Source organism: Streptomyces sp. APSN-46.1, from assembly GCF_022815725.1.
Lineage (GTDB): Bacteria > Actinomycetota > Actinomycetes > Streptomycetales > Streptomycetaceae > Streptomyces.
Map to the genome: position 1 here is coordinate 99941 of NZ_JALGRF010000017.1, position 13262 is coordinate 113202.

Below are 13262 nucleotides of genomic sequence, written 5' to 3' on the forward strand. Positions count from 1 at the left end.
CGGGCGTCGGCTGTGGGAACCTCTTCTGACAACACGTCGGTCAGGCACATCGGTCAGGCACATCGGTCAGGCAAAGGAGCATGCGGATGTCGGGCGAGCCGCTTTCCCAGAAGGAGATCGAGGACCGGCTGCGGGAACTCCCCGGCTGGGCCTACGAGGACGACCGGATCATCCGTACCTACCGGCTCGCCGGCCACGTCGCCGCGGCCGCGCTCGTCGCCCACATCGTCTCCGTGCAGGAGGAGTTGAACCACCACTCCCACCTCACCCTCGGCTACAACACGGTCCGCGTGTCCGTGAACACCCACAGCGCCGGCGACGTCGTGACCGCGACGGACTTCGAACTCGCCGAACGCGTCGAGGGCCTCGCCCCCGCCCACGGGGCGCGCTGATGCCGATACCGAGGCCGCTGCTCGACTACGACGCCGAGGCCGAGGCCTACGACGCCAGCCGGGGCGGCGTCCCGCGCGCCGAGGCCGCCGCCGCGGCGGTCCTCGGCCTGCTCCCGCCCGCAGCGCGGACCCTGCTCGACCTCGGCTGCGGCACCGGCATCGTCACCGCCCGGCTGACCCGCCCCGGGCTGCGGGTCCTGGGCGCGGACACCTCGTACGGGATGGCCGCGATGGCCGTCCGCCGCCGGGTCCCCGTGGCGCTGGCCTCCGGGACCGCGCTCCCGGTGCGGACCGGTTCGCTGGACGCCGTGAGCGCGGTGTGGCTGCTGCACCTGCTGCGGGCCCCCGGCGCGGTGCCCGCCGTCATCGCCGAGGCGGCCCGGGTGCTGCGCCCGGGCGGGGTGTTCGTCACCACCGTGGACAAGGACGCCGCGCACGACGTGGGCAGCGACATCGACGAGGTCCTGGCGCCCCACCTGACGCCGGCCCCCTCGGACGCCTCCGGGCCGGTGACGGCGTACGCGGCGCGAGCGGGCCTGCGTCCGTACGCGGACGCGCTGTTCGCCGGGCACGGCCAGGGGTGCAGCCCGCGCGCCGCGGCTCGGGCGCTGCTGGCCGGACAGTACGCCTCCCGGGTCCGTCCGCGCGGGATCGGCCCGCGCGAACTGGCGGCCCGGCTGGAGCGGCTGCCCGACCCGGACCTCCCGCGCGCGGACCCGACGTACCGTCTCCAGGGCTTCGTCCGCGACTGACCCGGCCCGCGGTCAGCGGGGTTCCAGGCGCCACCACTGCGAGGGCGAGTTACTGTCCTCGCACTGGCGGACCAGGCCCTCGTCGTCCGGGGAGGCCGCCTCCAGCGACAGCCCGCTGATCGCGGCGATCAGGGAGACCACGCCCGGCGCGTCCAGATGCTCCTCGACGATCCACTCCTGCGCGCCGAACGCGTTGGCCTTCCATACCTGGACACGGGTTCCGCTCTCCGTCGACGCGTTCGCCACGTCGAGCCGCTTGCCGTTGTGGACGCTCACCAGGTGGAAGAGCCCGCCGCCGCTGTGCACCGGCGAGATCTCCCACTCCTGGGCGGCCGCGGGCGCGGGCGGTCCCTCGGGCGCGACGCGGACCCGGTTGCCGCTCTCCACCTGGAGCAGCAGACCGCTGGCGACGTTGCGGACGCGGTAGACACCGTCCGGAGGATTCACTCCCGCGCCCCTCAGATGTCGAAGACGGCCGGGTCCGGCCCGATCCGCCGCCCCTCGGGCCCGCTGCCCAGCGCGTCCAGCGCCGCGATGTCGTCGGCGTCCAGCTCGAAGCCGAACACGTCCAGGTTCTCCCGGATCCGCGACGGCGTCACCGACTTCGGAATCACGATGACCCCCTGCTGGAGGTGCCAGCGCAGTACCACCTGCGCGGCGGAGCGGCCGTGCTTGTCGGCGATCGCCGTGACGACCGGAAGCGCGAGCAGCTCCTTGCCCTGGCCCAGCGGGGACCAGGCCTCGGTGGCGATCCCGAGCCGGGCGTGCAGCGCGCGCAGCTCGGTCTGCGGGAAGAGCGGGTGCAGCTCGATCTGGTTCACGGCCGGGACGAGCGTGCTCACGCCGCCGATCCGCTCCAGGTCCACCGGGCGGAAGTTCGACACACCGACGGCCCTGGCCCGGCCGCTCGCCGCGATCTCCTCGAAGGTCTGCCAGATGGTGAGGAAATCGTCGCGCATGGGGCGCGGCCAGTGGATCAGGTACAGATCGAGGTGGTCGAGCCCCAGCCGGCCGAGGGACTCGTCGAAGGCGCGCAGCACCCCGTCCCGGTCCCAGACCTTCGTCTTGACGTTCCACAGCTTGGTGGTGACGAACAGCTCCTCGCGCGGCACCCCGGAGGCGGCGATGGCCCGGCCGGTTCCCTCCTCGTTGCCGTACGACGCGGCGGTGTCTACGCTGCGGTAGCCGGCCTCCAGCGCGGCCCCGACGGCCCGCTCCGCCTCGTCGTCAGGGACCTGCCAGACGCCGAAGCCGAGCTGGGGCATGAGCGTGCCGTTGTTGAGCTTGATGGTGGGGACCTGGTTCACGTGTACTCGTTCCCTCGCCTCGGTGCGGTGGTGGGTTCGCAACTGGCCTACGACCGGCCACAACCTGCCCTCCGGAGCGCCTATTCCCGCCAACCGGGTGGTCTTCAGGCCACCCCCAGATACGCCTCCCGCACCAGCGGATCGGCCCGCACCTCGGCAGCGGTGCCCTCGGCCAGCACCGTCCCGAAGTCCAGTACGACCACTCGTGCGCAGAGGTCCATCACGAAGGCCACGTTGTGCTCCACCAGCAGCACCGCGCACCCCTCCTCCTCGGCCAGCCGCCGCACCACGCCCGCCAGCCGCTCCCGCTCGGGGGCCGACATCCCCGACGCGGGCTCGTCCAGCAGCAGGACCCGCGGCGGATCGGCCACGGCGCGCGCCAGCTCCACCATCCGGGCCTGGCCCACGGGCAGTCCGCCGGCGTACGAGGCCTCCAGCGGCCCGATCCCGCAGTCGGCCAGCACCCGCGCCCCCCGCTCCCTGCGCTCCCGTTCCCGCCGGCGCCGGGCCGGCGAGGCGATCAGGTCGGCGGCGAGACCGCCTCCGCCGCCCCGCCACTCCTGCCCGACGAGCACGTTGTCCGCCACGCTGAGCTGCCCGAACAGCTGTTGGCGCTGGAACGTCCGGCGCATTCCGTGCCGGGCCCGCCAGACGGGGGACCGGCGGGTGATGTCCGCCCCGTCGAGCAGCAGCCGCCCCCGGTCCGGGCGGCGAATCCCCGACAGCACGTCGAACAGGGTGGTCTTTCCGGCCCCGTTCGGCCCGATCAGGCCGCACACCTCACCGGCCCGGACCCCCAGGCTGACTCCCGTCAGCGCCTTGACCCCGCCGAAGCGCACGCTGACGCCGCCGGCCTCCAGTACGTACGGCTCCCTCATGTCGCCATCCCCAGGTAGGCCTCGGTGAGCCGGTCCTCCTCCACCTCGGCGCGCGGGCCGCACCAGGAGACCCGGCCCTGGGCGAGGTAGGCGACGGTGTCGGCGATGCCGAGGATCCCGGCGGCCTTCTCCTCCACCAGCAGCAGCGCCGTCCCCGCCGCGCGGAGCTCGGTGAGCAGCGCGTACACCTCGTCCACGACACGCGGGGCGAGTCCGAGCGAGGGCTCGTCCGCGATCAGCACCTCGGGCGGCCGCTGCAGGAGCGGTGCGAGGGCCAGCATCTGCTGCTCCCCGCCCGACAGCGCCCCGGCGGCCACGCCGCGCCGTTCCCCGAGCCGGGGGAACCGGTCGTAGACGGCCGCCCGCGCGTCGCTCTCCGTGAGGTACAGGGCCAGGTTCTCCTCGATGGTGAGCGCGGGGAAGATCCCCCGCCCCTCGGGGGCGAGCAGCACTCCGGCCCGCGACCGCAGCACGGCCCCGTCCCGGGTGGCGTCCCGTCCGCGTACGAAGACCCCTCCGCCCGCGACGGGCAGCAGCCCGGCGGCCACCCGGCAGGCGGTGCTCTTCCCGGCCCCGTTCGGCCCGAGCACGGCCAGGATCTCCCCCTTCCGCACGGCGAGATCGACCCCGTGCAGCACGAGCCCGCCGTCATATCCGGCCGTTATGCTGCGCAGCTCCAGGGCGGGGCCGGGCCGTGCGGCGGGGGCGGCCCCTGCGGGGCGCCGTTTCCTGGGGCTCCGCCCCAGACCCCGCGCCTCAAACGCCGGCGGGGCTGAATCGAGAGCGGTGCCGCTTTGCGGGCCGGGATGCCCGGAGGGCACATCCAGCCCCGCCGGCGTTTGAGGCGCGGGGTCCGGGGCGGAGCCCTGGGAAGCGGCGGCACGCCTACGCGCCAACCGCACCGGCACGGCCGCGCAATACCCGTCGGGGTCGTTGGCCAGGGCCAACCCCGCCAGGCCGAACAGGATCACCGGCAGGTGGGCCGACGACGTCACGTAGTCCGACAGCAGCCTCGGCGCGACCGCGAAGACCAGCCCCGCCACCACCGCGTACACCGGCCGCCGAACCCCCGCCGCCACCACCACCGCCAGCCACACCAGCCCCGTCATCGCCGTGAAGTCCGTCGCCGTGATCCGGGAGTTGTACGACGCGTACATCACGCCCCCGAACCCCGCCAGCCCCGCCGACACCGTGAACAGCAGCAGCTTCGTCCGCAGCACGGACACCCCCGAGGCCATCGCCGCCGCCGGGGCCGACCGTACGGCCAGCATCGCCCGCCCCGACGGGGAGTTCCGCAGCGCGCCGAGCCCCGCCGCCACCGCCGAGACCAGCACCACCAGGGCCACGCCCAGCGCCCGGTCGTCGGACAGGTCCACCGGCCCGATCACCGGCCGCGGAATCGACCACCCCGAGTCCCCGTTCCGCAGCCACCGCAGCTGGAACAGCACCTGGTCGGCGAGGAACGCCAGCGCCAGCGTCGCCAGCGCCAACGACCGCCCGCCCAGCCGCAGCGCCGGCAGGGCGACCACCGCGCCCAGCAGCGCGGCCACGCACGTCCCCACCGCCAGTGCCGCCACGAACGGCCAGCCCCGGCTCATCAGCAGCCCCGCCACCAGCGCGGCCCCGGTCACGAACGTGGCCTGCGCCAGCGACACCATCGCGCCCAGCCCCGTCACCACCGTGAGGGACATGAACACCAGCGCGATCGCCAGCCCCTGCGCGAGCAACCCGCTCCAGAACGGCGTGGTCACGGTGTAGAACGCGACGCCCAGCGCGCCCGCGAGCGCGGCCCACACCCCCCACCGCCGCCCCCATGACGCCCCGGCCAGGTGGTCCACCGGCGGCGCGTCGGCGGCGGCGGTCCCGGCCGTCCGGGCCCTGCGGGTGAGCACCAGCAGACCGCCGAACAGGATCAGGAACGGCACCGCCGTCCGGAACCCGGTGATCCGCTCCGCGAAGGACGCGTACCCGGCGACGAGGTTCTGCAGCACCCCCAGCCCGAGCCCGCCGGCGAACGCGAGCGGCACGGACGCGAACCGCCCGATGACCGCCGCCGTGGCCGACACGAACAGGAACAGGGTGAAGTCGTGCGCCGACAGCCCCAGCAGCGGCGTCGCCAGCACCCCCGCCAGCCCGGCCAGCGCCGACGCGATCATCCAGGCCACCGAGGACAGCCGGTCGGCGCTGATCCCGCGCAGCTCGGTCAGCGAGCGGTTGTCCACGGCGGCCCGCAGCCGCAGCCCCAGCCGGGTGTGCCGCATCAGCACCCACAGCGCCACGGCCACCAGCGCGGTCACCGCCCAGGTGATGAGCTGGTCCGAGTCGATGCCGACGCCCTCCGTGAGCTGCCAGGACCGCGCGGGGCTCGGCCCCACGCCCGGCAGCCCGAACTGGTTCTCGGCCGGGGTGACCGGAGCCCCCGCGTCCGCGAGCAGCTCCACCGCCCACAGTCCGGCGGCCGGCAGTGCCACCAGCAACCCGATGGTGGCGACGATCTGCGCACTCTCCCCGACCCGCGCGAGCCGGCGGAACATCAGCCGGTCCAGCGCCCACCCCAGGCCGGGGGCGAGTACCAACACCACCAGCAGTGCCGCCGGGACCGCGGGCCACCCCAGGCCGGAGTGCACTTCGTAGAAGACGAGCGCGCACAGGTAGGCCGTGGCCCCGTGCGCGAAGTTGAACAGCCCGGACGCCGAGTACGAGAGCACCAGCCCGGTGGCGAGCAGTGCGTACAGGGCGCCGGAGACCAGACCGCTCAGCACGAAGACGAGCAGATCGTCCATGCCGCTTCCCTCGGTTACTTGAAGGGGATGGGCTCGTAGCACTTGAACGGCACGGAGACCTCGTACGCCCCGTTCCTCAGCTGGACGAGGGCCCCGCAGCCGAAGCTCTCCTTCTGGCCCTTGGGTTCCGCCCGGTCTCCGACGAGCGTCGCGGTGTCGGAGAAGCCCTGCGCGGCGGCCTGGAACGACTCGACGGTCAGCTCCTTGCCCGCCTTCCCCGCGATGGACACGAACAGGTCGGCGGACATGTACCCGGTCAGCATGTGCATGTTGAGCGGTACGTCCTGCCCGCCCGCGGCCGCCTTGATGTCGGCCTTGAACTGCGCCATCTTCGGGTTCGCGGACTCGAAGGGCTCGAACTGGAGCAGTACGTGCACCCCGTCGAGGGCCTGCTTGGTGGCGTCCTTGGCGAGCAGACCGGGGTCGTAGTCGGTCGGGTCGGAGAGCAGCCCCTTGTACCCGCCGCGCTTGAGCGCGGTGAACAGCCCGATGTTGTTGGGCGTCTGCATGACCGAGACCACGGCGTCCGGGGCCCCGCCGTCGTCGCTGCCGAGGATCTCCTTCACGTACGCCGACCAGTCGCTCGGCACGGCGGTGCCGGGGACGGAGGCCTTGGCGTAGGCGACCTTGAACCCGGCGCTGGCGAAACCCTGCTGGAAGGTCCGGATGCCGAACTTCCCGGCGTCGCTGTCGTTGGCGATGATCGCGACCGACTTGCCCCGCGCCCCGCCGAGGATCTGGCCGATGCCCTCGGGCCAGGTCTGGTTGAGGGTGCCGCCGGGGGAGGGGACCAGGCAGCCGTTGAAGCCGTAGATGTACCGGGGCCCGCAGAAGGACGGCAGGGTGCCCCAGCCGAAGGTGGGCACCTTCTCCCGCTCCAGGAAGTCGGCGCCGGAGAAGGTGACCGAGCTCATCGGGGAGACCGCGAAGACCTTGTCCTGCTGGACGAGTTTGCGGGCGGCCGCGAGGTTCTTGGCCGGGTCCTGGCCGTCGTCCTCCGCGCCGATGTAATCGACCTCGCGCCCGTTGATCCCGCCCTCGGCGTTGGCTCTCAGGTACCGGGCCCTGGCCCCGAGATCGGTGTCCTTCTTGCTGTAGCCGCTGGCGCTGGTCATGGAGACGATGCCGCCGACCTTGATGGCGTCGGCGGTGACCCCCCGGGCGTTCCCGGCCGCGCCGCCGGGCGTGCCCGGGCTGGTGCTGTTGGAGGCGGAGTTGCAGGCGGAGACGAGGGCGAGCACCGCCGCGGCGGCTGCCAGGGCGCGGATCGGTCGCAACATGGGCGGAATCCCCTCCGGTCGGAATCCCCGCATTCTGTGTGCGACCTGACGCACCGTCAATACTTTGGCAGGGCAAAGTGACGGATCGTCAGTTCTGGTAGAGGTCCGCGACCTCCTTCGCGTAAGCCTTCTCGATCGCCGCGCGCTTCAGCTTCAACGAGGGGGTCAGCAGCCCCCGTTCCTCCGTGAACTGCTCGGCCAGCACCCGGAACGCGCGGATCGACTCGGCCTGCGAGACCAGCGTGTTCGCCGCCACCACCGCCCGGCGGACCTCCGTCGCCAGGTCCGGATCGTTCACCAGGTCCGCCGCGGTCAGCTGCGGGCGGCCGCGCATCGACAGCCAGTGCGCGACCCCCTCCATGTCCAGAGTCAGCAGCGCCGCGATGTACGGCCGGTCATTGCCCACCAGCACACACTGCGCCACCAGCGGATGCGAGCGCACCCGTTCCTCCAGGGCGGCGGGCGCCACGCTCTTGCCGTTGGAGGTCACCAGGATCTCCTTCTTGCGCCCGGTGATCGTGAGATAGCCGTCCTCGTCCAGCCGCCCCAGATCCCCGGTCGCCAGCCAGCCGCCGCGCAGCACCGCCTCCGTGCCGCGCGGGTCGTTGAGATACCCGGAGAAGACGTGGTCGCCGTGCAGCCAGATCTCCCCGTCGTCGGCGATGTGCACCGTACTGCCCGGGATCGGCCGGCCCACCGTGCCGTACTTCGTCGCCCCCGGCGGGTTCGCCGTCGCCGCCGCGCACGATTCCGTCAGCCCGTACCCCTCGAACACCGTGATCCCGGCGCCCTCGAAGAACAGCCCGAGCCGGCGCGACATCGCGGACCCGCCCGACATCGCGTGCCGCACCCGGCCGCCCATCGCCTCGCGGACCTTCCCGTACACCAGCTTCTCGAACAGCTGGTGCTCCATCCGCAGCGCCGCCGAGGGGCCCGGCCCGATGCCGAAGGCCTTCTGCTCCCGCGCCTCGGCGTACCGTACGGCCGTCTCCACCGCCCGGTCGAAGGGGCCCGTACGCCGCTCCACCTCGGCCTTGCGCCGGGCCGCCGCGAACACCTTCTCGAAGACGTACGGCACCCCGAGCACGAAGGTCGGCCGGAACGCGGCCAGATCCGGCAGCAACTCGGCCGCCGCCAGCACCGGCTGGTGCCCGAGTTTGACCCGGGCCCGGACCGCCGCCACCTCCACCATCCGGCCGAAGATGTGCGCGAGGGGCAGGAAGAGCAGGGTGGACGGGCGCTCGCCGGGCCCGGTCTGGAACACCGACTCCCAGCGGCTGACCAGCGTGTCGGCCTCGTACATGAAGTTGCCGTGCGTCAGCACACAGCCCTTGGGGCGGCCGGTGGTTCCGGAGGTGTAGATGACGGTCGCCGTCGCGTCGGGCGTCACCGCGCCCCGGTGCCGGTGCACCACGCCCTCCGCGACGCCGCGGCCCGCCTCGACGAGATCCGCCACCGCCCCGGCGTCGAGCTGCCAGAGACTGTGCAGCAGGGGGAGCCGCTCGATGACCGAGCCGACGGTCATGGCCTGGTCCTCGTCCTCGACGACGCAGCCGACGCAGGAGGAGTCGTACAGGATCCAGTGGACCTGCTCGGCGGAGGACGTCGGGTAGACGGGGACCGGCTGGGCGCCGATGGCCCACAGCGCGAAGTCGAACAGCGTCCACTCGTACCGGGTCCGGGACATCACGGCGACCCGGTCCCCGAAGCGGACGCCCCGGGCCAGCAGCCCCTTCGCGAGCGCCAGCACCTCGGCGGCCAGCTCGCCGGAGGTCACGTCCAGCCATCGGCCGTCCGTCTTCCGGCCGAGGACCACCCGGTCCGGCTCCTGCCGGGCATGCTCGAACACGAGGTCGGCCAGGCCTCCGACCGGCGCGGCCGTGATCACGGGTGGGACGGTGACCTCGCGCAACACCCGCTCCTCTCCGTGTGGCGCCGCGACGCTACCCCACCCGCCGGGCCGGCCGGGACCGCTTTGGAAACCTCCACAAGATCCCCTCGGATTTCGCGGTTCGCCGACCGGGACGGCTCGGCTCCTGGTCAGGCGGGCCGGCTGAGGCGGTCCCCGCCCGAGAGGATCGCGGCCGCCAGGGCATCGGAGGCCGGGGTCGGTCGCCGGCCCTGCCGCCGGCCCTGCAGCAGCGCGAACTCAACCGGACCCAGCTCCGGGAGGCCGCCGACCCGGACCAGGCCCGGCGGGATCAGCCCCCGGGTGTGCGCCATCACGCCCAGGCCGGCGCGGGCCGCCGCGATCAGGCCGCTCAAGCTGCCGCTCGTACAGGCGATCCGCCACGCCCGCCCCTCCCGCTCCAGGACCTCCAGCGCCCGGGCCCGGGTGATCCCCGGCGGCGGGAAGACGATCAACGGCACCGGCTTGTCGGGATCCACCCGCAGCCCCTCCGCCCCGATCCACACCATCCGGTCCCGCCACACCAACCGGCCCCGCTCGTCACCGGGCCCGCGCCGCTTCGCCAGCACCAGATCGAGGCGGCCCGCGTCCAGCCGCTCGTGCAGGGTCCCGGACAGCTCGACCGACAGCTCCAGATCCACCTCGGGGTGCTCGTGCCGGAAGCCTTCCAGGATCTCCGGCAGCCGGGTCAGTACGAAGTCCTCCGACGCCCCGAAGCGCAGCCGGCCGCGCAGCCGGGTCCCGGTGAAGAAGGCGGCCGCCCGCTCGTGCGCCTCCAGGATGGTCCGCGCGAAGCCGAGCAGCGCCTCGCCGTCCTCCGTCAGCTCCACGTGGTGCGTGTCCCGGCTGAAGAGCGGCCGCCCCGTCGCCTCCTCCAGCCGCCGCACGTGCTGGCTGACCGTGGACTGCCGCACACCGAGCCGGGCGGCGGCCTGCGTGAAGCTGAGCGTCTGGGCGACGGTGAGGAACGTACGCAACTGGACGGGGTCGTACATGCGGCCATGGTACGGCGGCTATCGGCATCCGTGATGGCAGTCAGTTCGGTATACCTATTTCCCGATCACCGGCCAACCCCTGACCATGAAGTGACGAACACCCCCCACGCCGGCCACCCGCCCGGACCCTCGGGGCAGGGTGCCCGGCCCACACCCCGGACGACCATGTACTTGCCCGCACCCCGCGGACTGTGCTTGCCCGCACCCTGGGCGGCGCGCGCCAGCATCCCGGACGGCGTGTGCCGGGTGGGTGCCTGCATCCGCTGCCGGTGCGGCGGGAGCGCCCTGCCCCGGGCGGGATGCCGCCGTACTGCCCGGCGGCATCCCGCCCCGCGCGGGGTGCCGGATCCGGCTGGCCGGGGACGCGTCGGGCCGGTTCCGGCCGGGCGGCGACCGGCCTCCGCACGGGATGCCCGCCCGACCCGCCCGCCCCGACCCCTACAGCAAGTGAGAGCCCCGCACATGCGCCGCCCGCACCTTCCCGCCTGGCTGCCCCTGGACCCGTACGTACTGGCCCTGCTCGGCACCGTCGGCCTCGCCGCCCTGCTCCCGGCCAGCGGTCCGGCCGCCGCCACCCTCGCCGAGGGCGCCGCCACCGGCGCCGTGGCCCTGCTCTTCTTCCTCTACGGCGCCCGGCTCTCCACCCGCGAGGCCCTCGACGGGCTGCGCCACTGGCGCCTCCACCTCACCGTGCTGGGCTGCACCTTCCTGCTCTTCCCGGTGCTCGGCCTGGCCGCCCGCGGCCTCGTCCCCACCCTCCTCACACCCCCGCTCTACAGCGGCCTGCTCTTCCTCTGCCTGGTCCCCTCCACCGTCCAGTCCTCCATCGCCTTCACCTCCATCGCCCGCGGCAACGTGCCCGCCGCGATCTGCGCCGGCTCCTTCTCCAGCCTCGCCGGCATCTTCCTCACCCCCGTCCTCGCCGCCGGACTCCTCGGCGAAAGCGCGGGCGGCTTCTCCCTCGACTCCCTGCGGGGGATCGCCCTCCAGCTCCTGCTGCCCTTCCTGCTCGGCCAGACCCTGCGCCGCTGGACCGGCGGCTTCCTCGTCCGCCACAAGAAGGCGCTCGGCTACGTCGACCGGGGCTCGATCCTCCTCGTCGTCTACGCCGCCTTCAGCGCGGGCATGGCGGCGGGCATCTGGCACCAGGTCAGCGCCCCGCGCCTCGGCGCCCTGCTGGCCGTGGAGGCCGTACTCCTCGCCGTCATGCTCCTGGTCACCTGGTACGGGGCCAAGCGGCTCGGCTTCGGCCGGGAGGACCGCATCGCCATCCAGTTCGCGGGGTCGAAGAAGAGCCTGGCCGCCGGACTCCCCATGGCCAGCGTTCTGTTCGGGGCACAGGCGAGCCTCGCCGTGCTGCCGCTCATGCTGTTCCACCAGATGCAGCTGATGGTGTGCGCGGTCCTGGCCCGCCGCCGCGCCGGAGCCCCCGCATCCCGCCCCGCGTCCGGCTCCGGGTCCGACCCCGCATCTCGCCCGGGGTCCGGCCCCGAGCCCCGCCCCGACCCCCGCCCCGAGCCCCGCCCCGCGTCCGGCGAGTCCGCCCCCGAGGGTGAACTCCCCGCCGGGCATGTGGCGGAGGTCTCGCCGACGCCTCAACCCCCCGCCGCCCAGGCCCGGTAACGTGCGTCGGTGACCTGGATACGCCCGCTCGCCGCCCACGCCGAACGCCCCTGCACCCTGGTGGTCTGCCGTGGCTGCTGCTGTGGCGACCCCCGCAAGAACCCCGGCACCGACCACGCCGGCCAGCTGGCCCGGCTGCGCGAGGCGGCGGCCGCCTCCGGGGGCCGCCTGGCCGTCCGTACCAGCGACTGCCTGGGCCCGTGCGCACAGGCCAACGTCATCGTGGTCCAGCCCACCTCCGAGGCGCGCCGCCGGGGAGCCCGCGCGGCCTGGTTCGGCTGGGCCCTGGACGACACCGCGACCGACGAGGTCATCGCCTGGGCGGAATCCGGCGGCCCCGGCTCCAGCCCGATCCCGGCGTCCCTCGACCTCTACCGCATCGACCCGCCGCAGCCGAAGCCGCCGGCCGACACGTCCCGCCGCCCCCGCCGAGCCCGCCGGGGACGCTGAGCCCGCCGGGGACGCTACGTCGCTACGTCGCTACACCGTGACGCGTTCCTCGCCGGCGTAGATGTTCATGTTCGGCCCCCGCAGGAACCCCACCAGGGTCAGCCCCGTCTCCAGCGCCAGGTCCACCGCCAGCGACGACGGCGCGGAGACGGCGGCCAGGACCGGGATCCCGGCCATCACGGCCTTCTGCGCGAGCTCGAAGGAGGCCCGGCCCGACACCAGCAGGACCGCCCCCGTCAGCGGCAGCCGCCCGGCCTGCAGCGCCCGGCCGACGATCTTGTCCACCGCGTTGTGCCGGCCCACGTCCTCCCGTACGTCGAGCAACTCGCCCTCCGCCGAGAACAGCCCGGCCGCGTGCAGCCCGCCGGTCCGTTCGAACACCTTCTGGGCCGCGCGCAGCCGGTCCGGAAGCCCGCCCAGGAGATCCGCGGACACCCGTACCGGATCGGCGGCGATCCCCGCGAAACGGGTCGCCGTACGCACCGCGTCCAGGCTCGCCTTGCCGCACAGCCCGCAGGACGAGGTGGTGTAGACGTTCCGTTCCAGCGTGATGTCCGGGACGGGCACTCCGGCGGCGAGCTGCACGTTGACCACGTTGTAGGTGTTGGAGCCGGCCTCGGTGGCGCCCTCGCAATAGGTCACGGCCTGTACGTCCGCGGCCGAGCCGAGCACGCCCTCGCTCACCAGGAAGCCCACGGCGAGGGCGAAATCGTCGCCAGGGGTGCGCATCGTGATCGCCAGCGGCTTGCCGTTCAGCCGTATCTCCAGCGGCTCCTCGGCCACCAGCGTGTCCGGGCGCGCGCCGGCCACGCCGCCCCGGATCCGGACGACGCGGCGACGCTCGGTGACCCGTCCCATGGCGATCAGCCCACCCGTTCTCTGCTCGTCGTGCA

The 13262-nt window shown here is 73.7% G+C and carries 12 protein-coding genes; 4 read left to right on the plus strand and 8 right to left on the minus strand.

Annotation, left to right across the window (positions count from 1 at the left end; genetic code table 11):
• The first annotated feature begins 86 nt into the window (after window positions 1-86).
• A complete protein-coding gene (locus MTF65_RS29325) occupies window positions 87-392 on the plus strand; it encodes a 4a-hydroxytetrahydrobiopterin dehydratase (RefSeq protein WP_243632013.1) in 306 nt (101 codons plus the stop codon).
• Window positions 392-1144, plus strand: coding sequence for a class I SAM-dependent methyltransferase (locus MTF65_RS29330; protein WP_243632014.1), 753 nt, complete (start codon window positions 392-394; stop codon window positions 1142-1144). The genes MTF65_RS29325 and MTF65_RS29330 overlap by 1 nt, the downstream gene beginning before the upstream one ends.
• Before the next feature lie 12 nt (window positions 1145-1156).
• Here the strand turns inward: MTF65_RS29330 and MTF65_RS29335 are convergent, their stop codons facing one another.
• The 7 genes from MTF65_RS29335 to MTF65_RS29365 form a co-directional block, all read right to left on the minus strand.
• Complete coding sequence (locus tag MTF65_RS29335; RefSeq protein ID WP_243632015.1) at window positions 1157-1591, minus strand: RICIN domain-containing protein; 435 nt, start codon at window positions 1589-1591, stop codon at window positions 1157-1159.
• A gap of 11 nt (window positions 1592-1602) precedes the next feature.
• Window positions 1603-2451, minus strand: a complete 849-nt coding sequence (locus tag MTF65_RS29340) for an aldo/keto reductase (protein ID WP_243632016.1) — start codon at window positions 2449-2451, stop codon at window positions 1603-1605.
• A 104-nt stretch (window positions 2452-2555) separates the two neighbouring features.
• Entirely contained in the window at window positions 2556-3329 is a 774-nt protein-coding gene (locus MTF65_RS29345) for an ABC transporter ATP-binding protein (RefSeq protein ID WP_243632017.1), read from the minus strand.
• Window positions 3326-6112 carry an ABC transporter permease subunit gene (locus MTF65_RS29350; RefSeq protein WP_243632018.1) on the minus strand — a complete coding sequence of 929 codons (2787 nt, stop codon included), beginning with the start codon at window positions 6110-6112 and terminating at the stop codon, window positions 3326-3328. Before MTF65_RS29350 ends, MTF65_RS29345 begins: the two co-directional genes overlap by 4 nt.
• Window positions 6113-6126: 14 nt before the next feature.
• A complete protein-coding gene (locus MTF65_RS29355; protein ID WP_243632019.1) occupies window positions 6127-7392 on the minus strand; it encodes an ABC transporter substrate-binding protein in 1266 nt (421 codons plus the stop codon).
• 88 nt (window positions 7393-7480) lie between these two features.
• A complete protein-coding gene (locus MTF65_RS29360; protein WP_243632020.1) occupies window positions 7481-9304 on the minus strand; it encodes a long-chain fatty acid--CoA ligase in 1824 nt (607 codons plus the stop codon).
• A 128-nt stretch (window positions 9305-9432) separates the two neighbouring features.
• Window positions 9433-10296 (minus strand): LysR substrate-binding domain-containing protein, encoded by an 864-nt coding sequence (locus MTF65_RS29365; RefSeq protein ID WP_243632021.1) that lies wholly within the window; start codon window positions 10294-10296, stop codon window positions 9433-9435.
• Between the two features lie 462 nt (window positions 10297-10758).
• On the opposite strand from MTF65_RS29365, the gene MTF65_RS29370 reads away from it, so the two are divergent.
• Both MTF65_RS29370 and MTF65_RS29375 read left to right on the plus strand, forming a co-directional pair.
• Window positions 10759-11919 (plus strand): bile acid:sodium symporter family protein, encoded by a 1161-nt coding sequence (locus MTF65_RS29370; protein WP_243632022.1) that lies wholly within the window; start codon window positions 10759-10761, stop codon window positions 11917-11919.
• A gap of 9 nt (window positions 11920-11928) precedes the next feature.
• Complete coding sequence (locus tag MTF65_RS29375) at window positions 11929-12369, plus strand: (2Fe-2S) ferredoxin domain-containing protein (protein ID WP_243632023.1); 441 nt, start codon at window positions 11929-11931, stop codon at window positions 12367-12369.
• A 30-nt stretch (window positions 12370-12399) separates the two neighbouring features.
• Here MTF65_RS29375 and fdhD read toward each other — a convergent pair whose 3' ends face one another.
• A complete protein-coding gene (gene fdhD, locus MTF65_RS29380; protein WP_243632044.1) occupies window positions 12400-13227 on the minus strand; it encodes a formate dehydrogenase accessory sulfurtransferase FdhD in 828 nt (275 codons plus the stop codon).
• Window positions 13228-13262 lie beyond the last annotated feature (35 nt).